The organism is Citrobacter sp. Cb004 (genome assembly GCF_030337065.1).
GTDB lineage: Bacteria > Pseudomonadota > Gammaproteobacteria > Enterobacterales > Enterobacteriaceae > Citrobacter > Citrobacter braakii.
Map to the genome: position 1 here is coordinate 108719 of NZ_JAOWCH010000033.1, position 25902 is coordinate 134620.

A 25902-nucleotide genomic window follows, 5' to 3' on the forward strand; every position below is an offset into this window, starting at 1 on the left:
ATTAAAGAGCGTGATATCTGTATTTAACACTGCCGATATAAATACGTTTCCTTCATGATTTCTGGAGATGCAATGAAGATAATTACTTGCTACAAATGCGTACCTGATGAACAGGATATTGCGATTAATAATGCTGACGGTTCACTCGATTTCAGCAAAGCGGATGGCAAAATAAGCCAGTATGATCTGAATGCGATCGAAGCTGCTTGTCAGTTGAAACAACAGTCAGGAGAGGCCCAGGTTGTGGCCATGAGCGTCGGCGGCAAAGCGCTGACCAATGCAAAAGGGCGAAAAGATGTGCTTTCCCGTGGCCCAGATGAACTGATTGTTGTTATTGACGATCAATTTGAGCAGGCGCTGCCGCAACAAACTGCCAGCGCGCTGGCTGCCGCCGCGCAAAAAGCAGGTTTCGATCTGCTTATTTGCGGTGACGGTTCTTCCGATCTTTATGCTCAGCAGGTTGGTCTGCTGGTGGGAGAAGCGCTGAACATTCCGGCGATTAACGGCGTGAGTAAAATCCTCTCTCTTACCGACAGCACTCTGACGGTAGAGCGTGAACTGGAAGATGAAGTCGAAACTCTGAGCATTCCGCTTCCGGCGGTGATCGCGGTCTCAACGGACATCAACACCCCACAAATCCCTTCCATGAAAGCCATTCTTGGCGCAGCGAAAAAACCGGTTCAGGTCTGGTCGCCGGCAGATATTGGCCTTAACAGCGCGCAGGCATATTCCGAACAACACGTTGCTGCACCGAAGCAGCGCGAGCGTCAGCGCGTTGTAATTGAAGGTGACGGTGAAGAACAGATTGCCGCGTTTGTCGAGAATCTTCGCAAAATCATTTAATTATCAGGGGATGTTATGAACAAATTTTCCAGTATCTGGGTATTCAGCGATACCCCTTCTCGTCTGCCGGAACTGATGAATGGTGCGCAGGCTTTAGGTGAAAAAGTTAACACGTTTGTGCTGAGTGAAGCGGACTGCGCGACGGCATGCCATTTAGGCGCAGATGATGTCTGGTTACTCAGCGGTAAACCAGAAGAGCGTATGGTCGAAGACTACGCTGATGTGATGGCCGAAACTATTCGTCAGCACAGCGAGGGCGGGGCGGTGCTGCTGCCAAATACGCGTCGCGGCAAGCTGTTAGCGGCAAAACTGGGTTTTCGCTTGTCGGCAGCGGTCTCCAACGACGCCAGTGCAGTCGCCGTGCAGGACGGAAAAGCGGCGGTAAAACATATGGTCTACGGCGGCCTGGCGATGGGGGCAGAAACAATCGCTTCGCCGTTCGCCGTGATAACGCTCAGCAGTGGAACGTTTGACGCGCAGCAACCGGATACCGCCCGCAGCGGCGAGGTGCACACTGTGTCATGGCAGGCTCCGGCTGTAGCCGTTACTCGTACGGCAACTCAGGCACGTCAGAGCAATAGCGTCGATCTCGACAAAGCCCGTCTGGTGGTTAGCGTGGGACGCGGGATCGGCAGCAAAGAAAATATCTCGCTGGCGGAGGCGCTGTGCCAGACGATTGGTGCCGAGCTGGCGTGCTCCCGTCCGGTGGCGGAAAACGAGAAGTGGATGGAACACGAACGCTACGTCGGCATCTCCAACCTGATGCTCAAGCCTGAACTGTATCTGGCCGTGGGGATCTCCGGGCAGATCCAACATATGGTCGGCGCCAACGGTGCGCAGACGATTTTCGCCATCAACAAAGATAAAAATGCGCCGATTTTCCAGTATGCGGATTTTGGCATCGTTGGCGATGCACTGAAGATCCTGCCTGCGCTGACGGCTGCTTTAGCGCGTTAAACCATTTCGGGCAGGATGCGAAGGTGTCCTGCCGCTGACAGGAGTACGTATGTCCGAAGATATCTTTGATGCCATCATCGTGGGTGCAGGTCTGGCGGGTTCGGTTGCGGCGCTGGTGCTGGCTCGGGAGGGCGCACAGGTGCTGGTTATCGAGCGCGGCAATTCTGCTGGCGCGAAGAATGTCACCGGTGGGCGCATGTATGCGCATAGCCTGGAGAACATCATTCCCGGTTTTGCTGAGCAGGCCCCCATTGAACGCATCATCACCCACGAAAAACTCGCCTTTATGACCGACAAAGGGGCGATGACCATCGACTATTGCAACGGCGAAGACGCCAAATCGTCGCAGGTTTCTTACTCTGTCTTACGCAGTAAATTTGACGCCTGGCTGATGGAACAGGCCGAAGAAGCTGGCGCTCAGCTCATCACTGGTATCCGCGTGGATAACGTTGTGCAGCGCGAGGGCAAAGTCGTGGGCGTGGAAGCCGATGGCGATATTCTGGAAGCCAAAGTGGTGATCCTTGCCGACGGAGTGAATTCTCTGTTGGCTGAAAAGTTGGGTATGGCAAAGCGCGTCGAGGCATCGCATGTTGCTGTCGGCGTAAAAGAGCTGATCGAGTTGCCGAAATCGGTAATTGAAGATCGTTTCCAGTTACAAGGGAACGAAGGGGCTGCCTGTCTGTTTGCCGGATCGCCCACCGATGGGTTGATGGGCGGTGGCTTTCTCTATACGAATGAAACGACCCTTTCTCTGGGACTGGTCTGCGGCCTTCATCATCTGAAAGATGCGAAAAAATCGGTTCCGCAAATGCTGGAAGATTTCAAACAACATCCGGCGGTTGCCCCGCTGATCGCCGGTGGCAAGCTGGTGGAATATGCCGCGCACGTCGTACCGGAAGCCGGTATCAACATGCAGCCAGAACTGGTGGGGGACGGCGTACTGATTGCTGGTGACGCTGCCGGAATGTGTATGAACCTCGGCTTTACCATTCGCGGTATGGATCTCGCCATATCCGCAGGTGAAGCGGCGGCGAAAACGGTACTTTCCGCAATGAAGCGCGACGATTTTAGCAAGCAGTCGCTGGAGGAATACCGTCAGCATCTGGACGAAGGCCCGATGCGCGATATGCGCATGTATCAAAAGCTACCCGCTTTTCTTGATAACCCACGCATGTTTACCGCTTATCCGGAAATGGCGGTCAGTATTGCGCGCGACCTGTTCACCGTGGATGGTTCGGCACCGGTGCCAATGCGTAAAAAAATCCTGCGCCATGCGAAGAAAGTGGGCTTCATCAACCTGATGAAAGATGGCCTGAAAGGAGTGACCGTATTATGACATCTCCCGTCAACGTGGACGTCAAACTGGGCGTCAATAAGTTCAATGTGGATGAAGACAGTCCGCATATCATTCTCAAAACCGATCCTGATAAACAGGCGCTGGAGGTGCTGATTAAGGCCTGTCCGGCTGGCCTGTATAAAAAGCAGGATGACGGTAGCGTACGTTTTGATTATGCCGGATGCCTGGAATGCGGAACGTGCCGCATTCTCGGACTGGATACAGCGCTGGAAAAATGGGAATACCCGCGTGGGACGTTTGGCGTGGAGTTCCGCTACGGCTAAACCTGGTGCCGGATGGCGGCTTCGCCTTATCCGGCCTACAGGAACAATGCGTAGGCCTGATAAGCGTAACGTCATCAGGCATTAAGTTAAAATAAAACAGGACATAACCATGCAGCAGCCCAGGAACTTTGATGACATCAAATTCACCTCTATTCACCGCCGGATAATGCTGTGGGGAAGCGGTGGGCCGTTTCTGGATGGTTATGTGCTGGTGATGATTGGCGTGGCATTGGAACAGCTCACGCCAGCATTGAAACTGGATGCGCAGTGGATTGGTCTGCTGGGCGCCGGTACGCTCGCGGGGCTGTTTGTGGGGACGTCGCTGTTTGGCTACATTTCCGACAAGGTCGGGCGGCGCAAAATGTTCATTATCGATATTATCGCCATTGGCGTGATATCGGCGGCAACCATGTTTGTCTCCTCGCCCGTTGAGTTGTTGGTAATGCGCGTGCTGATCGGCATTGTGATTGGTGCCGACTACCCGATCGCCACCTCGATGATCACCGAGTTCTCCAATACCCGCCAGCGCGCTTTCTCCATCGGTTTTATCGCCGCTATGTGGTATGTCGGCGCCACCTGTGCCGATCTGGTCGGCTACTGGTTGTATGATGTTGAGGGCGGATGGCGCTGGATGTTGGGCAGCGCGGTGATCCCCTGCATTTTGATCCTGATTGGGCGTTTCGATCTTCCTGAATCGCCGCGCTGGCTGCTGCGTAAAGGTCGGGTGAAAGAGTGTGAGGAGATGATGATCAAACTGTTCGGCGAACCGGTGGTGTTCGACGAAGAAGCGCCGCAGGAGACGCGCTTTCTTCAGCTATTTAATCGCCGTCATTTCCCGTTTGTACTGTTTGTCGCCGCTATCTGGACTTGTCAGGTGATCCCGATGTTTGCCATTTATACCTTTGGTCCGCAGATTGTGGGGCTGCTGGGGCTTGGTGCCGGGAAAAGCGCCGCGTTAGGAAATGTGGTAATCAGCTTATGCTTTATGTTGGGGTGCATTCCTCCCATGTTCTGGCTTAATAGCGCGGGCCGACGACCGCTGTTAATTGGCAGCTTCATTATGATGACGCTGGCGCTGGCCGTGCTGGGGTTAATCCCTGATATGGGCGCGTGGCTGGTGGTGCTGGCGTTTGCCGTATACGCGTTTTTCTCTGGGGGACCAGGAAACCTGCAATGGCTATACCCTAACGAACTGTTTCCCACCGATATTCGTGCGTCTGCCGTCGGGGTGATTATGTCCTTAAGCCGTATCGGCACCATTGTTTCAACCTGGGCGCTGCCGGTGTTCATCACCAAATACGGGATCAGTAATGTCATGCTGATGGGGGCGGGCATTTCGCTGATTGGCCTGCTCGTGTCCATCGCTTTCGCCCCGGAAACGCGAGGTCTGACGCTGGCGCAAACCAGCCAAATGACGATCCGCAGTAAGCCCGTGACCAAGGCGGGTTATTAGGAGTGTTCTGTATTTTCCCTGCAACTCAGTCAGTTAGCCTACAGTTAACGGGTATATCACTGAAAACGACTGAAAAGCAGGGAGAACACCATGCAAAAACATATTCTGATCACCTCTATTTTTACCGCAGCAGCACTGTTCACCGTAGCCGGTTGCTCCTCGAACCAGGCGGTTAAAACGACCGATGGCAAAACAATCGTGACCGACGGCAAACCGCAAGTTGATGATGATACAGGCCTGGTGTCGTACAAAAATGCGCAAACGGGTAAGACGGAACAAATTAACCGCGATCAGGTTAAAGATATGAGCGAACTGGATAACTAGTTCAGTTTTCTCCATTCAACCACTCAATAATATTGACTGTTAGCCTGCGGATTAACTGACTAAACTCACTGTTATTACAATAATGCAGTGAAACAGGCTAATCATGATCCTCATCATTTATGCGCATCCCTATCCGCAGCACTCGCATGCGAATAAGCGGATGCTTGAACAGGCAAGGACGCTGGAGGGCGTGGAGATCCGCTCGCTCTACCAGCTTTACCCCGACTTCAATATCGATATTGCCGCTGAACAGGATGCGCTGGCGCGCGCTGATTTGATTATCTGGCAGCATCCTATGCAATGGTATAGCACACCTCCCTTACTCAAGCTGTGGATGGACAAGGTCCTTTCGCACGGTTGGGCATATGGCCACGGCGGGACTGCGCTCCACGGTAAACATCTGCTGTGGGCAGTGACGACCGGCGGCGGCGAAAACCACTTTGATATTGGCTCCCACCCCGGATTTGATGTGCTTTCCCAGCCCTTACAGGCAACGGCGCTCTACTGTGGGCTCAAATGGCTGCCGCCGTTTGCGATGCACTGTACGTTTATCTGTGATGATGAAACTCTGCAGGCGCAGGCGCGTCATTACAAACAGCGTCTGTTGGAGTGGCAGGAGGTTCATCATGGATAACCATACGCTAATACAGGCGCTGATTTATCTCGGATCGGCGGCGCTGATTGTCCCCATTGCCGTGCGACTGGGACTAGGGTCAGTGCTGGGGTATCTCATCGCAGGGTGCATTATTGGACCCTGGGGCCTGAGGATGGTGACCGACGCTGAATCAATCCTGCATTTTGCCGAGATCGGCGTGGTGCTGATGCTGTTTGTCATCGGTCTGGAGCTGGATCCGCAACGTTTGTGGAAACTGCGGGCCTCGGTGTTCGGTGGTGGTGCGCTGCAGATGGTGGTATGCGGCGGTCTGATTGGTTTGTTCTGTATGTTCCTCGGCCTGCGCTGGCAGGTAGCGGAACTGATCGGCATGACGCTGGCGCTTTCCTCCACGGCTATTGCTATGCAGGCGATGAATGAACGGAACCTGATGGTTTCGCAAATGGGACGCAGCGCGTTTGCCGTGCTGCTGTTCCAGGATATCGCCGCTATTCCTCTGGTGGCGATGATCCCATTACTTGCGGCGAGCGGCGCATCGACAACGCTTGGGGCGTTTGCGCTCTCCGCCCTTAAGGTGGCGAGCGCCCTGGTGCTGGTGGTGTTGCTGGGGCGTTATGTGACGCGTCCAGCCTTGCGTTTTGTCGCTCGCTCTGGCCTGCGGGAAGTATTCAGTGCCGTTGCGCTGTTCCTCGTTTTTGGCTTCGGTCTGTTGTTGGAAGAGGTTGGACTGTCGATGGCGATGGGGGCGTTCCTGGCCGGTGTGCTGCTGGCAAGCTCTGAGTATCGTCACGCGCTGGAAAGCGATATTGAGCCATTTAAAGGGCTGCTGCTGGGACTGTTTTTCATCGGTGTCGGGATGTCTATCGACTTTGGTACGCTGATTGATAATCCCTTGCGCATTATCATTCTGTTGGTCGGTTTCCTGGTTATCAAAACCGTCATGCTGTGGCTGATAGCGAAACCCTTACAGGTGCCGAACAAGCAGCGCAGATGGTTTGCCGTGTTATTAGGGCAGGGCAGTGAGTTTGCCTTCGTGGTGTTTGGCGCGGCGCAAATGGCAAACGTGCTTGATCCTGATTGGGCGAAATCTCTGACGCTGGCGGTGGCGCTGTCGATGGCGGCGACGCCGATTTTACTGGTAATTCTGACGCGTCTGGAAAAATCGGCGACCGGTGAAGAGCGGGAAGCAGATGAAATCGACGAGGAACAACCTCGGGTGATCATCGCCGGGTTTGGGCGATTTGGTCAGATAACCGGTCGTCTGTTGTTGTCGAGCGGGGTCAAAATGGTGGTTCTTGATCATGACCCGGACCATATCGAAACGCTGCGTAAATTCGGCATGAAGGTTTTCTATGGCGATGCGACGCGGATGGATCTGCTGGAGTCTGCCGGGGCGGCTAAAGCTGAAGTTATTATTAACGCCATTGACGATCCGCAAACCAGCCTGCAACTGACCGAAATGGTGAAACAGTATTTCCCGCATCTGCAAATTATTGCCCGTGCGCGCGACGTGGATCATTACATCCGCTTGCGCCAGGCTGGCGTGGAGATGCCGGAACGTGAAACCTTTGAGGGCGCGCTGAAGACCGGACGTTTGGCACTGGAAGGTCTTGGGCTTGGACGCTATGAAGCGCGTGAGCGGGCCGATGTATTCCGCCGCTTCAACACGCTGATGGTTGAGGAGATGGTGAAAGGGGAAAATGACGCAACGTCCCGCGCGGCGGTATATAAACGCACCAGCGAAATGCTGAGTGAAATTATTGCGGAAGATCGTCAGCACTTATCATTAATTCAACGCCATGGCTGGCAAGGCACGGATGAAGGTAAGCATACGGGCGACGTCGCCGATGAGCCGGAAGTGAAACCGTCAGCATAGGGTAAAAAATGTGATGTTCTGCAAACTTTACTGCTAATTGGCTGTTTTTGAACTACTGTAATGCTGGCGTACCACCTTAAATAGGTCGGTTCGCCAGCAGAACGGAAAATTTTCATGCTCATCCTCTTTCCGCCAGTCGACGAAAGATTGCGCTTTCCGTATAGTGGCGACAATTTTTTTGTATCCGGGAAACATTCAATGATCAGTCTGATTGCGGCGTTAGCGGTAGATCGCGTCATCGGTATGGAAAATGCCATGCCATGGAACCTACCTGCCGATCTCGCCTGGTTTAAACGTAACACCTTAAACAAGCCGGTTGTTATGGGACGCCACACGTGGGAATCCATCGGGCGACCGTTGCCAGGGCGTAAAAATATCGTCATCAGCAGCAAGCCTGGCACCGACGATCGCGTGCAGTGGGTGAAGTCTGTTGAGGAAGCGATCGCGGCCTGTGGCGATGAACCTGAAATCATGGTTATTGGCGGTGGGCGTGTGTATGAGCAGTTCCTGCCGAAAGCGCAGAAACTGTATCTGACACACATTGATGCGGAAGTTGAAGGGGATACGCATTTCCCGGACTACGAACCGGATGACTGGGAATCGGTGTTCAGTGAATTCCACGATGCTGACGCGCAAAACTCCCACAGCTACTGCTTCGAGATTTTGGAACGTCGTTAATGTGGATGCCTGATGGCGTTGCGCTAATCAGGCCTACAGATTGCACATTCGTCTGCCGGATTAGGTGTAAGCACCGCCATCCGGCAGACGGCTATCAGGCGTTGACGGCCTCGCCGGGATCCAGATTCAGATGGCGATTTGATGGCTGTACAAAGTACTGTTTGTCTTCCCAGCGCAGACAGGTGAGATCCCCGCCCCAGCAACACCCCGTATCTAACGCGTAAATACCTTCTGGCGTGCCTTTGCCCTCCAGCGATGCCCAGTGCCCGAATGCAATGCTATAGGCTTCACTGACCGGTCCGGGAATGGCAAACCACGGCTTCAGCGGGGCAGGCGCATCTTCTGGCGACTCTTTGCTGTACATGTCCAACTGACCGTTGGGGAAGCAGTAACGCATGCGGGTAAACGCGTTGGTAATAAAACGCAGGCGCGCCAGCCCCGTCAGTTCCGGGGTCCAGTTATTTGGCATGTCGCCGTACATGGCATCAAGGAAGAATGGATAAGAATCGCTCGACAGCACGGCTTCAACATCGCGAGCACAGTCCTTCGCCGTCTGCAGATCCCACTGTGGGGTAATCCCTGCATGCGCCATGACCAGTTTCTTCTCTTCATCAACCTGCAACAGCGGCTGGCGACGTAGCCAGTTAAGCAGCGTGTCAGCATCCGGTGCCTCAAGCAGCGGCGTGAGCCGGTCTTTTGGTTTATTACGGCTGATGCCAGCAAACACGGCCAGCAGGTGTAAATCGTGATTACCGAGGACTAACCGTACGCTGTCGCCCAGCGATTTAACGTAGCGCAAAACGTCTAACGACCCTGGCCCACGCGCGACCAGATCGCCGGTGAGCCATAAGGTGTCTTGTTCTGGATTAAAGTCAACCTGGTGCAGCAAGGCTACCAGTTCATCGTAACAACCGTGAACGTCGCCAATGAGGTATGTTGCCATAGCTATTGTTTTAATGAATGAGTGTAGGAACGGCGAGTCGGAACACGGGAATGTCGATAGTAAAGGCGATCCCTTGTTCATCGATCATTTCGTAATGACCCTGCATGGTGCCCAGCGGTGTTTCAATCACCGCACCGCTGGTGTACTGGTACTCTTCGCCAGGTTCAATGTGGGGCTGAACGCCAACCACGCCTTCGCCCTGAACTTCGGTTTCACGGCCATGACCATTGGTGATCAACCAATAACGCCCCAACAGCTGCACAGGCGCTCGCCCCAAATTGCGGATAGTCACGGTATAAGCAAAAACGTAACGTTCATCATCAGGTGAGGATTGCGCCTCAATGTAGACGCTTTGTACCTGAATGCACACTCGGGGCGAATTGATCATGTTTAACTCTCCTTCGATGGCGCGTTTTCTGACAGATAGTTAGCCATCCGGCAGTATTGCGCGACAGAGATATTTTCCGCTCGCATCGCCGGATCAACGCCCAGCTCTGTTAGTACTTCAACGCTAAACAGGTTACCGAGACTATTACGTACCGTTTTGCGACGCTGATTAAACGCTTCAGTGGTAATACGGCTCAGCACACGAACATCTTTAACGGGGTACGGCATTGTCGCGTGAGGGACCAGACGTACCACGGCGGAATCGACTTTAGGCGCAGGCGTAAATGCGGATGGCGGCACTTCAAGTACCGGGATCACATTGCAGTAATACTGCGCCATGACGCTTAATCGACCATACGCTTTACTGTTTGGCCCTGCAACCAGACGGTTGACCACCTCTTTTTGCAACATGAAATGCATGTCGGCGATGGCATCAGTATAGAAAAAAAGATGGAACATGAGCGGCGTGGAGATGTTGTACGGCAGGTTGCCGAATACGCGCAGCGGCTGACCCATCGTTTGTGCGAGTTCGCCGAAGTTCATGGTCATGGCATCTTGCTGATAAATCGTCAGCTTCGGCCCTAAAAACGGGTGTGTTTGCAGGCGGGCGGCGAGATCGCGGTCCAGCTCAATGACCGTGAGCTTGTCCAGGCGTTCGCCTACAGGTTCGGTCAACGCTGCCAGGCCCGGGCCGATTTCGACCATAGCCTGACCTTTCTGCGGGTTGATAGCAGAGACAATACTTTCGATCACAAACTGATCGTTGAGGAAGTTTTGCCCGAAACGTTTACGGGCTAAGTGGCCCTGATGGACTCGATTATTCATTGGTATTAACAATCATTTTGATGGCGAGATTAAGCGCCGTAATAAAACTGCCGACATCTGCTTGCCCACGACCCGCAAGTTCAAGCGCGGTGCCGTGATCGACGGATGTGCGAATAAAGGGCAGGCCCAGCGTGATATTCACACCGCGACCAAATCCCTGGTATTTTAGCACGGGGAGACCCTGATCGTGGTACATTGCCAGCACGGCATCCGCGTGGTCGAGATATTTGGGCTGAAACAGCGTATCTGCGGGCAGCGGGCCGTTTAATTTCATCCCCTGCGCACGCAGTTCATCAAGGACCGGAATGAGGGTGTCTATCTCTTCCGTTCCCATATGACCACCTTCACCGGCATGCGGGTTAAGACCGCACACCAGAATATGCGGATCGGCAATGCCAAACTTGGTGCGCAAATCATGATGCAAAATACCGATCACTTCCTTAAGCAGAGCAGGCGTAATGGCGTCGGCAACGGCTCTGAGCGGCAAATGAGTGGTTGCCAGGGCAACGCGCAGCGCTTCAGTCGCCAGCATCATGACGACTTTCTTCGCCTGTGAGCGCTCTTCAAAAAACTCGGTATGTCCGGTAAACGGGACGCCTGCGTCATTGATTACGCCCTTGTGTACCGGACCGGTAATCAGCGCCGCAAACTCACCTTGCAGACAACCATCGCAGGCGCGAGCCAGCGTATCCACCACATATTGTCCGTTCTCTACCGCCAACTGACCCGCGATAACAGGCGCCCGCAGAGCAATCGGCAACAGCGTCAACGTACCTGCTGATTGCGGTCTGGCTGGGGTATCTGGAGAGTATGGGAGGAGTGAAAGCGGTAAACCGAGCATTGCTGCCCGGTCACTGAGGAGTGCGGCATCCGCACAGACAACGAGTTCTACAGGCCACTCACGCTGGGCGAGCTGAACCACCAGGTCCGGGCCAATCCCGGCGGGTTCGCCGGGAGTGATCACAACGCGTTGAATACGAGTCATTAGTTGCTCAGAACTTTAACGTAGGCGCTGGCGCGCTGTTCCTGCATCCAGGTCGCAGCTTCTTCCGAGAATTTACGGTTCATCAGCATACGATAAGCTCTGTCTTTCTGCGCCGCGTCAGTTTTATCAACGTTACGCGTGTCCAGCAGCTCGATCAGATGCCACCCGAAAGAGGAGTGCACCGGGGTACTCATCTGGCCTTTCTGAAGTTTGGTCAGCGCATCGCGGAAAGCGGGATCGAAAATATCCGCTGCAGCCCAGCCCAGATCGCCGCCCTGGTTGGCAGAACCCGGATCCTGAGAAAACTCTTTAGCCGCTGCCGCGAAGGTTGTTTTACCGCTCTTAATATCAGCTGCGATTTGTTCCAGCTTCAGACGCGCCTGTTGATCGGTCATGATCGGCGATGGCTTGAGCAGAATATGGCGGGCATGAACTTCAGTCACGGAGATGCTCTGGCTTTGACCACGCATATCGTTAACTTTCAGGATGTGGAAGCCGACACCAGAACGAATTGGGCCGATGATATCGCCTTTTTTCGCGGTGCTTAGCGCCTGGGCAAAGATGCCCGGCAGCTCCTGAATACGTCCCCAACCCATCTGGCCGCCTTTCAGCGCCTGCTGGTCAGCGGAATAGGTGATAGCCAGTTTGCCGAAATCACTACCGTTACGCGCTTCATCAACAACAGAGCGCGCCTGACTTTCAGCCGCGTTAACCTGGTCAGAAGTTGGGTTTTCCGGTAATGGGATCAGAATGTGGCTCAGGTTCAGCTCGGTGCTGGCATCGTTTTGGTTGCCGACCTGCTGCGCCAGGGCATCCACTTCCTGAGGCAGGATAGTAACGCGACGGCGAACTTCGTTGTTACGCACTTCAGAGATGGTCATCTCTTTGCGGATCTGGTTACGATAGGTCGAATAGCTTAAGCCATCCTGTGCCAGACGGCTGCGCATCTGATCCAGCGTCATGTTGTTTTGCTTGGCGATGTTGGCAATCGCCTGATCCAGTTGCTCGTCAGAGATTTTAACACCCATCTTCTGACCCATCTGCAGGAGGATTTGATCCATGATCAAACGTTCCAGGATCTGATGACGCAGCGTGGCGTCGTCCGGTAATTGTTGACCAGCCTGACCCGCATTAAGTTTTACTGACTGCATTAAGCCATCGACGTCGCTTTCCAGTACGACGCCGTTATTGACGACGGCTGCGACTTTATCGACTACCTGCGGGGCAGCGAAACTGGTATTCGCGATCATGGCGATACCGAGAAGCAGCGTTTTCCAGTTCTTCATACTTTTTCCATTTCAATTAACCGCAAAGCGGATTACGTTGTAAATCAATCAGATCATAAAGAGCTTTGATACGGTAAAATGTTCGAACGTAACATTTGGTTGGTGCCGAGACCGTAGTTGGAACTCAGGCCGCGTAGTTCGATATTAAAGCCGATCGTGTTGTCATAAACTGCATGTTTCTGAGTGTCATCCCAGCCGTTCAGCTTACGTTCGTAGCCGAAGCGAATGGCGTAACAGCAGGAGTTGTACTGCAGACCCAGCATGGAATCCGCTTCTTTGTTCACGTTGGTATCAAAGTAGTAAGCCCCGACAATCGACCAGCGGTCGGCGATCGGGAAGCTTGCTACCGCACCCACCTGTGAAATCCCGTTTTTATACTGCTCTGCTGTAGAGTAGTAAGACGGCAGGGTTGCCTGGATATATTCAGAGCTGGCATAACGGTAGTTCAGCTGCAGCATACGGTTTTCGTCGCGGCGGTATTCGATACTGCTGCTGCTGGTTGCAACGCTGTCCAGACGCGTGTCGTACTGGATCCCACTGCGTAAACCCCAGCGATCGGAGATGCGCCAGTAGGTGTCACCAGCCCATACCAGTGAGCCCGTTTTGTCGTCATTCTCCCATTTAATGTTGTCATCGCCAGTGCGAGACTCGGTGAAATAGTAGATTTGACCCACAGAAATATTAAAACGTTCAACGGCCGCGTCATCATAAACGCGAGATGTGACCCCGGTCGTGACCTGGTTGGCAGATGCGATGCGGTCCAGACCGCCATAGGTGCGATCGCGGAACAGGCCGCTGTAGTCAGATTGCAGCAGGGACGAGTCATAGTTAAAAATATTACTTTGATCGCGATACGGTACGTACAGGTACTGCGCTCGCGGCTCCAGCGTCTGGGTATATCCCGGGGCCAGCATTTCCATATCGCGTTCGAAGACCAGTTTACCGTCAACTTTAAACTGCGGCATGACGCGGTTGACGGAATCTTCCAGGGAATTCGCCGCGTTAAGGGTATTTAAATTATCCGGATTAGGATTGTTACGATAATTATTTCTTGCGAATGCTTGATACTCGCTGATGTTGTTTTGCTGATAGTGCGTTGCCAACAGCTTCAGCTCAGTGTTGATACTTCCCCAATTATTCGACAATGGTAGATTGATGGTCGGTTCAAGGTGTAAACGAGTTGCTTCCGGCCTGTTGTCGTTGGTATTAACGAAATGGACTGCCTGACCATAAATCCGGGTGTCAAACGGACCCACATCATTCTGGTAGTAGTTGACGTCTAACTGCGGCTGCGCAGAGTAACTGTTACTGTTTTGTGCGTCGAAGACCTGGAACTGCTTGGTCGAAACCGTCGCGTCAAAGTTTTGTACCGCATAGCCGACGCTGAATTTTTGCGTGGCGTAGCCGTCGGTACTGGAACCGTACTTGTTGTCAAAGTCGTTAAAGTAGCTGGTGTCGCTGACCTTGGTGTAGTCAACGTTGAAACGCCACACCTGATCCATCACACCAGAGTGTTGCCAGTAGAACAGCCAGCGGCGGGAATTGTCATCCTTCGGATGTTCATCCTCGTACACTTTATCGGAATTCAGATAGTCGAACTCCATCAGACCTGCACCCGCCTGGGTGAGGTAGCGGAATTCGTTCTCCCACATGATACCGCCACGACGGTGCATATAATGCGGCGTGATGGTGGCGTCCATATTGGGCGCAATGTTCCAATAATACGGGAGATAGAACTCAAAATAGTTGTTGGTAGAGTATTTTGCGTTCGGGATCAGGAAACCAGAGCGACGCTTATCGCCGACGGGTAACTGTAAATAAGGACTGTAAAAGACCGGAACCGGACCCAGTTTAAAACGGGCGTTCCAGATCTCTGCGACCTGTTCTTCACGGTCGTGAATGACTTCGCTACCGACGACGCTCCAGGTATTGGAACCTGGCAGACAGGAGGTGAAGCTACCGTTTTCCAGAATGGTATAGCGGTTTTCCCCACGCTGCTTCATCAGATCGGCTTTTCCGCGCCCCTGACGGCCTACCATCTGATAATCACCTTCCCAGATGTTGGTATCTTTGGTATTCAGATTAGACCAGCCCTTCGGCCCCTTCAGAATAACCTGATTGTCATCATAATGGACATTGCCCAGCGCATCGACGGTACGAACTGGCTCCGGCTGGCCTTCTGCCTGCTTCTGATGAAGCTGCACTTCGTCGGCCTGCAGGCGGCTGTTACCCTGTGCGATGTCCACATTGCCGGTAAACACCGCGTCATCCGGGTAATTCCCTTTCGCGTTGTCAGCAGTGATGGTGACGGGTAATTCATTAGTCTCGCCCTGTACCAGAGGACGGTCATAGCTTGGCACGCCCAGCATACACTGTGAGGCGAGATCGGCTGCCAGACCCTGATGGCTATAGAGGGCGCTGGCAATCATGGTGGCCAGAAGAGTGGGAATACGTTTTTTCATACGTTGTATTTATTGTTCCATCATCAGTAGCGTCGCGCGTGACAAACGGTCACAGCCTAACTTATCTCATCTTCACTTCGCTAGTATTAATCCTGCCCATTTTATCCCGCCACCTTTCAAGCTGCATCTTCGTTCCAGACGAATTGGTCACTGCGTTGCCGCCTTGTTGCAACTCGAAATCCAACGGGTATAGCGTTTGTGGTGTTAGGCACGGCATAGAATGACAGGTATGATAATGCAAATTATAGGCGATGTCCCACAATTGACCGCAGCCGTAAATCGGTAAAAGCACCTTATATTGTGGGACATATCCTGGCTGAGAGCAGAAAGATTTGGGGAGTCTATGCAGTATTGGGGAAAGATAATTGGTGTCGCCGTGGCCTTAATGATGGGCGGCGGCTTCTGGGGTGTGGTTCTGGGCCTGTTAGTTGGCCACATGTTCGACAAAGCCCGCATGCGCAAAATGGCGTGGTTTGCCAACCAGCGTGAACGCCAGGCGCTGTTTTTTGCCACCACTTTTGAGGTGATGGGGCATCTGACCAAATCCAAAGGTCGCGTCACGGAAGCCGATATCCATATCGCCAGTCAATTGATGGATCGAATGAATTTGCACGGTGACTCGCGTACCGCCGCGCAACATGCCTTCCGGGTGGGAAAATCGGACAATTACCCATTACGTGAAAAAATGCGTCAGTTTCGCAGCGTCTGTTTTGGTCGCTTCGATCTGATCCGCATGTTTCTGGAGATTCAGATCCAGGCGGCTTTTGCCGATGGGTCGTTGCATCCGAACGAGCGTGAAGTGCTGTATGTGATTGCTGAAGAGTTGGGGATCTCACGTACCCAGTTTGATCAGTTTCTGCGCATGATGCAGGGCGGCGCCCAGTTTGGCGGCGGATATCAGCAGCAGTCCGGCGGCGGTGGCTGGCAGCAGACGCAACGCGGTCCGACGCTGGAAGACGCCTGCAATGTGCTGGGTGTGAAAGCGACCGATGATGCGACCACTATTAAGCGTGCATACCGTAAGCTGATGAGCGAGCACCATCCGGACAAACTGGTGGCGAAAGGCCTGCCGCCAGAAATGATGGAAATGGCGAAGCAAAAAGCGCAGGAAATTCAAAAAGCTTACGAGCTAATTAAAGAACAGAAAGGTTTTAAATAATTGTTATGCCGGGTGGCAGCTAGCGCCTTATCCGGCCTACGTTAATGAATGTAGGCCGGGCAAGCGAAGCACCCGGCCTAAATGGGTCCTGCGTTTAAAAATCTGCTGGAACTTTAAACGTCATACTGTTGCCGTATTCGGGATGCGTGATAGTTAACATCTCTGCATGCAGCAGCAGGCGCGGCGCTAACGCCAGGGCCTGTGGCGGGGCGTAGAAGCGGTCGCCCAGGATCGGATGCCCTAATGCCAGCATATGCACACGTAACTGGTGGGAGCGTCCGGTAATGGGTTTGAGCACGACCCGGGCGGTGTTATCTTCCGCGAACTCCACCACTTCATACTCGGTCTGCGCCGATTTTCCGGTCTCATAACACACTTTCTGCTTTGGCCGATTCGGCCAGTCGCAAATCAGCGGTAAATCAACCAGCCCCTCGGCCGGAGCGGGATGTCCCCAGACGCGTGCGACATACTGTTTCTTCGGCTCGCGTTCGCGAAACTGGCGCTTTAGCTCGCGCTCTGCCGCTTTAGTTAGCGCCACTACAATCACGCCGCTGGTTGCCATATCCAGACGATGTACGGATTCAGCCTGAGGATAATCGCGCTGAATACGCGTCATCACGCTGTCTTTGTGTTCATCCAGACGACCCGGCACGGACAACAAGCCGCTCGGCTTGTTGACCACCATAATGTGCTCATCCTGATACAGGATAACCAGCCAGGGTTCTTGCGGCGGATTATAGTTTTCCATCCCCATGTCAGGCTCCGTTACTGATGCGTCACGACGATCAGGCGCAGGGCATCCAGACGCCATCCCGCCTGATCCAGGCTTTCCATCACCTGCTGACGATTGCTTTCAATGGCGCTGAGTTCGTCATCACGGATGTTCGGGTTAACGGCACGCAGCGCTTCCAGACGGGAGAGTTCAGCCGTCAGCTTCTCGTCCGCTTCTTTGCGCGCCGCGTCGATCAGCGCGCGGGCCGATTTTTCTACCTGCGCTTCACCGAGTTGCAGAATGGCATGCACATCCTGCTGTACGGCGTTGACCAGTTTACTGCCGGTGTGGCGGTTAACGGCGCTGAGCTGACGGTTAAAGGTTTCGAATTCAACCTGCGCGGCAAGGTTGTTGCCGTTTTTGTCCAGCAGCATGCGTACCGGGGTTGGCGGCAGGAAGCGGTTTAACTGCAGCTGTTTTGGCGCTTGCGCTTCAACGACGTAGACCAGTTCAACCAGCAGAGTACCGACTGGTAATGCTTTGTTTTTCAGCAAAGAAATGGTGCTGCTTCCGGTGTCGCCGGAGAGGATCAGATCCAGACCATTACGGATCAGCGGATGCTCCCAGGTAATAAACTGCGCGTCTTCACGCGACAGGGCAACATCACGCTCAAACGTAATGGTGCAGCCATCTTCCGGCAGCCCAGGGAAATCCGGCACCAGCATATGATCGGACGGTGTCAGCACGATCAAATTGTCGCCACGGTCATCCTGATTAATACCAACGATATCAAACAGGTTCATGGCGAAGGCGATCAGGCTGGTATCGTCGTCCTGTTCTTCAATACTCTCAGCCAGCGCCAGCGCTTTTTCGCCGCCGTTAGAGTGGATCTCCAGCAGGCGATCGCGACCTTGCTCCAGCTGTGCTTTCAGCGCGTCATGCTGTTCGCGACAGGTTTTGATCAGATCGTCAAAGCCATCGGTGTTTTCTGGCTCAGCCAGGTAGCCGATCAGATTGTTATATACCGTGTCATAGATGGTACGTCCGGTCGGGCAAGTGTGTTCGAACGCATCCAGACCTTCGTGGTACCAACGCACCAGCACGGATTGCGCGGTTTTTTCCAGGTATGGAACGTGGATCTGGATATCATGCACCTGACCAATACGGTCCAGACGGCCAATACGCTGTTCCAGCAGGTCCGGATTGAACGGCAGATCAAACATCACCAGATGGCTGGCGAACTGGAAGTTACGCCCTTCGGAGCCGATTTCAGAGCACAGCATCACCTGGGCGCCGCTATCTTCTTCGCTAAACCAGGCCGCAGCGCGGTCACGTTCAATGATCGACATCCCTTCATGGAACACGGCGGCGCGGATACCTTCGCGCTCGCGCAGAACCTGCTCCAGCTGAAGCGCAGTGGTGGCTTTCGCGCAGATGACCAGAACTTTTTGCGAGCGGTGGCTGGTCAGGTAGCCCATCAGCCATTCCACGCGCGGGTCAAAGTTCCACCAGGTGCCGGTGTCGCCTTCGAATTCCTGATAAATCTGCTCCGGGTAGAGCATGTCGCGCGCGCGGTCTTCCGCACTCTTACGCGCGCCCATAATGCCGGAGACTTTAATGGCCGTCTGGTATTGGGTTGGCAACGGCAATTTGATGGTATGCAGCTCGCGTTTAGGGAAGCCTTTCACACCGTTACGGGTATTTCGGAACAGCACGCGGCTGGTGCCGTGGCGGTCCATCAGCATTGAAACCAGCTCCTGACGCGCGCTCTGGGCGTCTTCGCTGTCGCTGTTTGCCGCCTGCAATAACGGCTCAATGTCCTGTTCGCCAATCATGTCACCTAACATGTTCAGCTCATTGTTACTCAGCTTGTTGCCAGCCAGTAACATGGCGACGGCGTCGGCGACCGGACGGTAATTTTTCTGTTCTTCAACAAACTGGGCGAAATCGTGGAAGCGGCTTGGATCCAGTAGACGCAGGCGCGCAAAGTGGCTTTCCAGGCCCAGCTGTTCCGGCGTTGCGGTCAGCAGCAGGATGCCTGGTACGCGCTCTGCCAGCTGTTCAACGGCCATATATTCACGGCTGGGCGCGTCTTCGCTCCACACCAGGTGATGGGCTTCATCGACAATCAGCAGATCCCATTCGGCATCACACAGGTGCTCCAGACGCTGTTTACTGCGACGGGCAAAGTCCAGCGAACAGATAACCAACTGTTCGGTTTCAAACGGGTTGTAGGCATCGTGCTGCGCTTCGGCATAACGCTCATCATCAAACAGCGCAAAGCGCAGGTTGAAACGACGCAGCATTTCGACCAGCCACTGGTGCTGTAACGTCTCCGGGACGATGATCAGCACGCGCTCCGCGGCGCCTGACAGCAGCTGTTGATGCAGGATCATCCCAGCTTCAATGGTTTTACCTAAACCCACTTCGTCTGCCAGCAACACGCGAGGGGCATGACGACGGCCGACATCATGGGCAATGTTGAGCTGGTGGGGGATCAAGCTGGTACGTTGGCCACGCAAACCACTCCACGGCATACGGTACTGTTCGCTCTGAAATTTACGTGCGCGATAGCGCAGCGCAAAGCGGTCCATACGGTCAATCTGGCCGGCAAACAGGCGATCCTGGGGTTTACTGAAAACCAGTTTGCTGTCGAGCAGCACTTCACGCAGCGTTACATCGGTTTCTTCGGTATCAAGGCGGGTTCCGATATAGGCAAGCAGGCCATTTTCTTCTTTTACTTCATCGACATGCAGTTGCCAGCCTTCATGGCTCGTGATCGTGTCGCCAGGGTTGAACATCACGCGGGTCACGGGGGAATCACTGCGCGCATACAGACGGTTTTCACCCGTCGATGAGAAAAGTAAAGTGACGGTTCGCGCATCCATGGCGACAACAGTACCAAGTCCCAATTCGCTTTCTGTATCGCTGATCCAGCGTTGACCAAGTGTAAAAGGCATATATGTTCGGCTCTATATCTTTAATTGCAGGCAATACTCGTCATTTTCCGGGCTAGTCCCCGTTATTGAGAGCATACGACCCCGCTACCAGGCTAATAAATCAGTGGTAGGGGTGTTAAATAGGTCCAGGAATGGAAAGGGCGCTATGGTACTGGATGGCGGCGGTTTCGTCACGCGTCAAAATAACCCCAGTTGTCCTGTGAGTAGTGTAGCAAAATTATCGTCAATAAAGGGAAGAATTCCCTCGGCAACCGGCTGGATCTGGCGGGTCAGATAATGCTCGTAATCAAGTGCAGATAGCTGATAATCAACAGGTTCAGGTCCATTTATCGTCCAGACATATTTAATCGTGCCACGATTCTGATACTGCTGCGGACGCCCCAGTTTGACGTTCTGCTCATCGGCGAGCCGCGCGGCGCGAACGTGCGGCGGAACATTCCGCTGGTATTCGCTCAACGGGCGGCGCAGGCGTTTGCGGTACACCAGGTGTTCATCCAGTTCACCCGCCATCAGACGGTCGATAGTCTCGCGAACAAACTCTTGATAAGGCTCGTTACGAAAAATTCGCAGGTACAGCTCCTGCTGAAACTGCTGGGCCAGCGGCGTCCAGTCGGTGCGTACCGTTTCCAGACCTTTAAATACCATGCGTTGCTCAGCACCTGACTGAATCATTCCGGCGTAGCGTTTTTTGCTGCCGGTATCTGCACCGCGAATGGTCGGCATCAGAAAGCGACAAAAGTGGGTTTCAAATTCCAGCTCCAGCGCGCTGGTCAGGTTTTGCTGCTGCAGCGATTGCGCCCACCAGTTGTTGACATAGCTCACCAGCTCCCGACCAATCCGGGCCGCATCGTCTTCCGAGTGCGCCTTTTTAAGCCAGACAAAGGTGGAGTCGGTGTCGCCATAGATGACGTCGTAACCCTGAGCCTCAATCAGCGCTTTGGTCTGACGCATGATCGCGTGACCGCGCATGGTGATAGACGAAGCCAGCCTCGGGTCGAAAAAGCGGCAGGCGGTGGTGCCAAGCACGCCGTAAAACGCGTTCATGATGATTTTCAGCGCCTGTGAGAGCGGCTTATTGCCGCGGCGTTTGGCTTCATCGCGCCCATGCCAGATCTGGGTAACAATTTCCGGCAGACAGTGCTTTTCGCGTGAGAACCAGGCGTCAAGGAACCCCTCGGTACTGTGTTCCCGATCCGGCTGTGCCATCCCTTCGATAAGTCCCACTGGATCGATCAAAAAAGTACGAATGATTGACGGGTACAGGCTTTTGTAATCCAGCACCAGCACGGAGTCGTACAAACCCGGGCGCGAGTCCATCACGTAGCCACCGGGGCTGGCGTGCGCGGGAACTTCCCCCAGATTCGGTGCCACATAGCCCGCCCGGTGCATTCGCGGTAGGTAGAGATGGCCGAAGGCGGCAACGGAACCGCCGTGCCGGTCGACCGGCAGGCCGTTTACCGTTGATCGTTCCAGCAAAAATGGCATGATCTCGGTTTTATGAAAAATACGCGTGACCAGCTCACAGTCTTTGAGATTGTAGGTGGCAAGCGCGGGCTTATCCTGGGCAAACCGGCGATCTATTTCGTCCATCCTGTCCCAGGGATTATCTATCGACTTCCCTTCGCCCAGCAGCTCCTGTGACACCGTTTCCAGCGAAAAGGATGAGAAATTCCAGAATGCGGATTTAAGCGCCTCAATGCCGTCGATAATCAGGCGACCTTTAGCCTGCGCGAAGAATACGCCGTTTTTGAAGCCATGTTCGCGCCACTCCAGCTCGCTATTGTCACGGCCAAAACGCAGGGGAATGCGGTAACGTTCAGCATGCTTTTGCAGGACGCGTAAATCGAATTGCACGACGTTCCAGCCGATTACCACATCAGGATCGTGACGGGCAATCCAGTCGTTGAGCTTTTCCAGTAACTGCGGGCGGCTTGCGACGTATTCAAGTTCAAAATCCAGCGCTGAGGCATCGCCGTTTGCCGGGCCGAGCATGTAGACAATACGCTGCCCACAGCCTTCAAGGCCGATACAGTAGAGTTCGCCGTGGCGCGTGGTTTCGATATCCAGCGAGACCCATTTCAGCGGCGGTCGATAGTCAGGGTTCGGCTTCAACCGGGCATTAACCAGCGTACCGTTATGTCTGTCGCCTTCAACCCAAACAGGTGAGGTGATAAAACGCTCCATCAGATACCGTTCCGGCGGACGCACGTCGGCCTCGTAGACGGTAATTGCGTTTTCACGCAGCAGCTTTTCAAGCCGCATAAGCTGGCGATGTGAGCGGCAATACAGGCCGGAAACAGGCTGGCGGTGGAAGTCTTGCAATTGCAGCGGCGTCAGACGATAGCCGTTTTCATTGCGTAATAATGACGCTACGCGAGGAACCTGACTGACAGGAATAAACGCGACCGACTCCTGAGGCGCGAGCGTGACCTGTAGCGGCCCGTCGTCCGTAGCCAGCCAGAATGTGACCTCAGTTCCCTGCGGGGTGTCCCGCCAGTGCCGGGTTAAAATAAAGCCTGCCTGCGCCACGCTGCGTACCCATTAAAAAACCAGGCATTATTATAGCCTGGTTTACACGATTGTACTGTTATTTTGTACAGTTAAAAATGAGAGCTGCGGGCAGTTATTGTGACAGTAACAGTAAAATGCCCTCCGCAGTAAAAGTGTTACAGGATAGAGTTTGGTATTTAATAAATGAATGCCTTAATTGAAAACTCTTCCTTGAATTATTTTATTGGCCTGTCATGGCTATTTGTATCTATTATTCTTTTGTAATTATATTTGTTTCATAAATTGGAAGTCCGTTTCAGGATTTTTATGTCATTTTCGGAATCGTGCTCGTACGGTTTTGTTACTCATCCCTCGGTTCAGGAAAAATGGTTATTTTTTTTATTTGTTTTTATTCATGGTTAGTGTAACTATTTTAATCAAACACTCGGGTTACCAGGTTGAATATAATATATTTTTATGGCTTGCTATTGTCTGGATAAAAACGGATTTTCGGTTCGATTTCGTCGGGAATATCTCTCTGTATAATTTGATTTTTATCGCTGAATATAATTTTATTCATCAGATAGCTCGGGTGTTTTATATCAATAGCTTGGGTGCGTAGTGTTATGGAGGCCTATTATGGATATTTATACTCAGGCGTTACAGGTAGGATATGATCACTATTTATTTGTTAATACTCAGGTATCTAACCCTACAATTAAATCAGTAAGTCAATATATTGAGTATAGAACATGGTCAGGTCAAATTTGGCGTACTGAGATTATTGAACGTGGGAATGCTTTCTTTCACTGGCAAGGGCATGACAGAATAAATGGTCATCGTGATACGGTGATTAATTATCTGTTGAATGGACAGCGCTGGCAGTCAACGATTACAGATTACATTTTCTTTCATTCACTGGATGGTGAAGAGGCGCAGGGACATTATGACAACGTGATTAAATACGTTTGTGCTAATAACTGTGTGTATCGAAGTGCGTTTGCGGAATATATAAAGGAATAACCAGAGAGCGCGCCACCGAGATTTCGGGCGCGCTCAGATTGTTTTCACTGGCCGTAGTAGGCTTTTGCGCCGTGTTTACGCAGGTAGTGTTTATCTAACAGGGTTTGCTGCATATCCGGCAATTGCGGCGCGAGCTGGCGACAGAAGATCCCCATGTAGGCGACTTCTTCCAGCACGATGGCGTTGTGTACCGCATCTTCGGCGTTTTTTCCCCAGGCAAACGGACCGTGAGAGTGCACCAGCACGCCAGGCATCTGCGAAGCGTCAATGCCTTGTTTCTCAAAGGTTTCAACGATCACGTTACCGGTTTCCCACTCATATTCGCCGTTGATTTCTTCCTCGGTCATTTTCCGTGTGCAGGGAATCGATCCGTAGAAATAGTCCGCATGAGTGGTACCCGTGGCTGGAATCGACTGGCCCGCCTGCGCCCAGATGGTTGCATGACGCGAATGGGTATGAACAATGCCGCCAATGGTCGGGAATGCCTGATACAGCAGACGGTGCGTTGGGGTATCGGAGGAGGGTTTCTTCGCACCTTCTACAACCTCACCGGTGGCGATACTGACTACGACCATATCTTCTGCGGTCATAACGCTGTAATCGACCCCGGATGGTTTAATCACAAACACGCCGCGCTCGCGATCGACGGCACTCACGTTCCCCCAGGTCAAGGTGACCAGGTGGTGCTTAGGCAACGCCAGATTGGCTTCCAGCACCTGACGTTTGAGATCTTCTAACATGTTGATTCCTCTGTGCCGGATGGCGGGCAAGCGCAGAGCCATCCGGCAACAACATAATTAACGTTTAAAACCGTAATAGACGTCGTTCCAGCGCAGCGCGTCCTTAAAGGCCGGCAGGCGGGTATCGTTGTCGATCACGGCGATCTCGATATCGTGCATTTCAGCGAACTGGCGCATATCGTTTAGATCCAGCGCGTGGCTGAAGACGGTGTGGTGCGCGCCACCGGCCAGGATCCAAGCTTCAGAGGCGGTTGGCAGATCAGGCTGGGCTTTCCACAATGCGTTAGCCACCGGCAGTTTCGGCAGGGAGTGCGGTGTTTGAACCGTGTCGATGCAGTTAACCAGCAGGCGATAGCGATCGCCAAGATCGATCAGGCTGGCAACGACTGCCGAACCAGTTTTGGTGTTGAAGATCAGACGAGCGGGATCGTCTTTACCACCAATGCCGAGATGCTGAACGTCGAGGATCGGTTTATCTTCCACCGCGATAGACGGGCACACTTCCAGCATGTGCGAGCCGAGCACCAGATCGTTGCCTTTCTCGAAGTGGTAGGTGTAATCCTCCATAAATGAGGTGCCGCCCTGCAGACCGGTTGACATCACCTTCATGATGCGAAGCAGAGCGGCGGTTTTCCAGTCGCCTTCGCCCGCAAAGCCGTAGCCTTGCTGCATCAGACGCTGTACGGCCAGACCCGGGAGCTGTTTCAGGCCGTGTAAATCTTCAAATGTCGTGGTAAAGGCGTGGAATCCGCCCTGTTCCAGGAAACGCTTCATCCCCAGTTCAATACGGGCCGCTTCCAGTACGTTCTGACGTTTCTCACCGTGGACTTGCGTTGCCGCCGTCATGGTGTAGGTGCTTTCATACTCATCGATTAGCGCGTTGATTTCGCCGTCGCTAATGGAGTTCACTACCTGCACCAGATCGCCTACGGCCCAGGTATTTACCGAGAAGCCGAATTTGATCTGCGCAGCGACTTTATCGCCATCGGTGACCGCGACTTCACGCATGTTGTCGCCAAAACGGCAGACTTTCAGATGGCGGGTATCCTGTTTGGACACGGCCTGGCGCATCCAGGAGCCGATGCGTTCGTGCGCTTGTTTGTCCTGCCAGTGACCGGTGACCACGGCGTGCTGCTGACGCATACGTGCGCCGATGAAGCCGAATTCACGGCCGCCGTGCGCGGTCTGGTTCAGGTTCATAAAGTCCATATCAATGCTGTCCCACGGCAGGGCGGCGTTGAACTGGGTATGGAATTGCATCAGCGGCTTGTTGAGGATAGTCAGACCGTTAATCCACATTTTGGCCGGAGAGAAAGTGTGCAGCCAGACCACCAGACCTGCGCAGCGATCGTCGTAGTTAGCGTCACGACAAATAGCGGTAATCTCGTCAGGTGAAGTACCCAGCGGTTTTAAAACCAGTTTGCAGGGCAGTTTAGCTTCAGTATTCAGCGCGTTAACGACGTGCTCGGCATGTTGGGTTACCTGACGCAGGGTTTCAGGGCCATACAGATGCTGGCTACCAATTACAAACCACACTTCATAGTTATCAAAAATCGTCATTGTCGT

22 protein-coding genes are annotated in these 25902 nt (G+C 53.3%); 11 read left to right on the top strand and 11 right to left on the bottom strand.

Features of this window, described 5'->3' with window-relative positions; genetic code table 11:
- Positions 1-72: 72 nt before the first annotated feature.
- The 9 genes from OGV65_RS01420 to folA all read left to right on the top strand — a co-directional run bounded on the left by OGV65_RS01420 (position 73) and on the right by folA (position 8364).
- Positions 73-843, top strand: coding sequence for an electron transfer flavoprotein FixA (locus OGV65_RS01420; protein ID WP_047498327.1), 771 nt, complete (start codon positions 73-75; stop codon positions 841-843).
- Between the two features lie 15 nt (positions 844-858).
- Positions 859-1800 (top strand): electron transfer flavoprotein subunit alpha/FixB family protein, encoded by a 942-nt coding sequence (locus tag OGV65_RS01425; protein WP_094760783.1) that lies wholly within the window; start codon positions 859-861, stop codon positions 1798-1800.
- A gap of 49 nt (positions 1801-1849) precedes the next feature.
- Complete coding sequence (locus OGV65_RS01430) at positions 1850-3136, top strand: FAD-dependent oxidoreductase (protein ID WP_016151658.1); 1287 nt, start codon at positions 1850-1852, stop codon at positions 3134-3136.
- Complete coding sequence (gene fixX / locus OGV65_RS01435) at positions 3133-3420, top strand: ferredoxin-like protein FixX (protein ID WP_000203736.1); 288 nt, start codon at positions 3133-3135, stop codon at positions 3418-3420. Before OGV65_RS01430 ends, fixX begins: the two co-directional genes overlap by 4 nt.
- 109 nt (positions 3421-3529) lie before the next feature.
- Positions 3530-4873, top strand: a complete 1344-nt coding sequence (locus OGV65_RS01440; RefSeq protein WP_103848062.1) for an MFS transporter — start codon at positions 3530-3532, stop codon at positions 4871-4873.
- A 90-nt stretch (positions 4874-4963) separates the two neighbouring features.
- Positions 4964-5197, top strand: coding sequence for a YgdI/YgdR family lipoprotein (locus OGV65_RS01445; protein ID WP_003018880.1), 234 nt, complete (start codon positions 4964-4966; stop codon positions 5195-5197).
- Between the two features lie 103 nt (positions 5198-5300).
- Positions 5301-5831: a glutathione-regulated potassium-efflux system oxidoreductase KefF gene (gene kefF / locus OGV65_RS01450; RefSeq protein ID WP_006686662.1), complete on the top strand. Its 531-nt coding sequence runs from the start codon at positions 5301-5303 to the stop codon at positions 5829-5831.
- Positions 5824-7686, top strand: coding sequence for a glutathione-regulated potassium-efflux system protein KefC (kefC, locus tag OGV65_RS01455; RefSeq protein WP_016151661.1), 1863 nt, complete (start codon positions 5824-5826; stop codon positions 7684-7686). Before kefF ends, kefC begins: the two co-directional genes overlap by 8 nt.
- A 198-nt stretch (positions 7687-7884) precedes the next feature.
- Positions 7885-8364 (top strand): type 3 dihydrofolate reductase, encoded by a 480-nt coding sequence (gene folA, locus OGV65_RS01460; protein WP_016151662.1) that lies wholly within the window; start codon positions 7885-7887, stop codon positions 8362-8364.
- Positions 8365-8458: 94 nt separating this feature from the next.
- Here the strand turns inward: folA and apaH are convergent, their stop codons facing one another.
- The 6 genes from apaH to lptD are packed head-to-tail and all read right to left on the bottom strand — an operon-like array spanning position 8459 to position 15252.
- On the bottom strand, positions 8459-9307 hold the full coding sequence (gene apaH, locus OGV65_RS01465) for a bis(5'-nucleosyl)-tetraphosphatase (symmetrical) ApaH (RefSeq protein ID WP_016151663.1): 849 nt from the start codon (positions 9305-9307) through the stop codon (positions 8459-8461).
- A gap of 10 nt (positions 9308-9317) precedes the next feature.
- Positions 9318-9695 (bottom strand): Co2+/Mg2+ efflux facilitator ApaG/CorD, encoded by a 378-nt coding sequence (gene apaG, locus OGV65_RS01470; RefSeq protein WP_003018867.1) that lies wholly within the window; start codon positions 9693-9695, stop codon positions 9318-9320.
- A gap of 2 nt (positions 9696-9697) precedes the next feature.
- Positions 9698-10519: a 16S rRNA (adenine(1518)-N(6)/adenine(1519)-N(6))-dimethyltransferase RsmA gene (gene rsmA, locus OGV65_RS01475; RefSeq protein WP_286454520.1), complete on the bottom strand. Its 822-nt coding sequence runs from the start codon at positions 10517-10519 to the stop codon at positions 9698-9700.
- Entirely contained in the window at positions 10512-11504 is a 993-nt protein-coding gene (gene pdxA / locus OGV65_RS01480; RefSeq protein ID WP_016151664.1) for a 4-hydroxythreonine-4-phosphate dehydrogenase PdxA, read from the bottom strand. The genes rsmA and pdxA overlap by 8 nt, the downstream gene beginning before the upstream one ends.
- A complete protein-coding gene (gene surA, locus OGV65_RS01485) occupies positions 11504-12790 on the bottom strand; it encodes a peptidylprolyl isomerase SurA (protein WP_049281584.1) in 1287 nt (428 codons plus the stop codon). Before surA ends, pdxA begins: the two co-directional genes overlap by 1 nt.
- Before the next feature lie 53 nt (positions 12791-12843).
- Positions 12844-15252, bottom strand: a complete 2409-nt coding sequence (gene lptD, locus OGV65_RS01490) for an LPS assembly protein LptD (RefSeq protein WP_235117052.1) — start codon at positions 15250-15252, stop codon at positions 12844-12846.
- A gap of 343 nt (positions 15253-15595) precedes the next feature.
- On the opposite strand from lptD, the gene djlA reads away from it, so the two are divergent.
- Positions 15596-16411: a co-chaperone DjlA gene (gene djlA / locus OGV65_RS01495; RefSeq protein WP_046276044.1), complete on the top strand. Its 816-nt coding sequence runs from the start codon at positions 15596-15598 to the stop codon at positions 16409-16411.
- Between the two features lie 94 nt (positions 16412-16505).
- Here the strand turns inward: djlA and rluA are convergent, their stop codons facing one another.
- The 3 genes from rluA to polB form a co-directional block, all read right to left on the bottom strand.
- Positions 16506-17165, bottom strand: a complete 660-nt coding sequence (gene rluA, locus OGV65_RS01500; RefSeq protein ID WP_016151668.1) for a bifunctional tRNA pseudouridine(32) synthase/23S rRNA pseudouridine(746) synthase RluA — start codon at positions 17163-17165, stop codon at positions 16506-16508.
- 11 nt (positions 17166-17176) lie between these two features.
- Positions 17177-20083: an RNA polymerase-associated protein RapA gene (gene rapA / locus OGV65_RS01505; protein ID WP_286454522.1), complete on the bottom strand. Its 2907-nt coding sequence runs from the start codon at positions 20081-20083 to the stop codon at positions 17177-17179.
- A 177-nt stretch (positions 20084-20260) separates the two neighbouring features.
- Positions 20261-22612 (bottom strand): DNA polymerase II, encoded by a 2352-nt coding sequence (gene polB / locus OGV65_RS01510; RefSeq protein WP_286454523.1) that lies wholly within the window; start codon positions 22610-22612, stop codon positions 20261-20263.
- Between the two features lie 600 nt (positions 22613-23212).
- Here polB and OGV65_RS01515 point away from each other — a divergent pair.
- Positions 23213-23596, top strand: a complete 384-nt coding sequence (locus tag OGV65_RS01515; RefSeq protein ID WP_200080195.1) for a DUF4751 family protein — start codon at positions 23213-23215, stop codon at positions 23594-23596.
- Positions 23597-23640: 44 nt separating this feature from the next.
- Here OGV65_RS01515 and araD read toward each other — a convergent pair whose 3' ends face one another.
- On the bottom strand, positions 23641-24336 hold the full coding sequence (araD, locus tag OGV65_RS01520; protein ID WP_047498360.1) for an L-ribulose-5-phosphate 4-epimerase: 696 nt from the start codon (positions 24334-24336) through the stop codon (positions 23641-23643).
- Between the two features lie 57 nt (positions 24337-24393).
- Positions 24394-25896 carry an L-arabinose isomerase gene (gene araA, locus OGV65_RS01525; RefSeq protein WP_200080194.1) on the bottom strand — a complete coding sequence of 501 codons (1503 nt, stop codon included), beginning with the start codon at positions 25894-25896 and terminating at the stop codon, positions 24394-24396.
- Positions 25897-25902 lie beyond the last annotated feature (6 nt).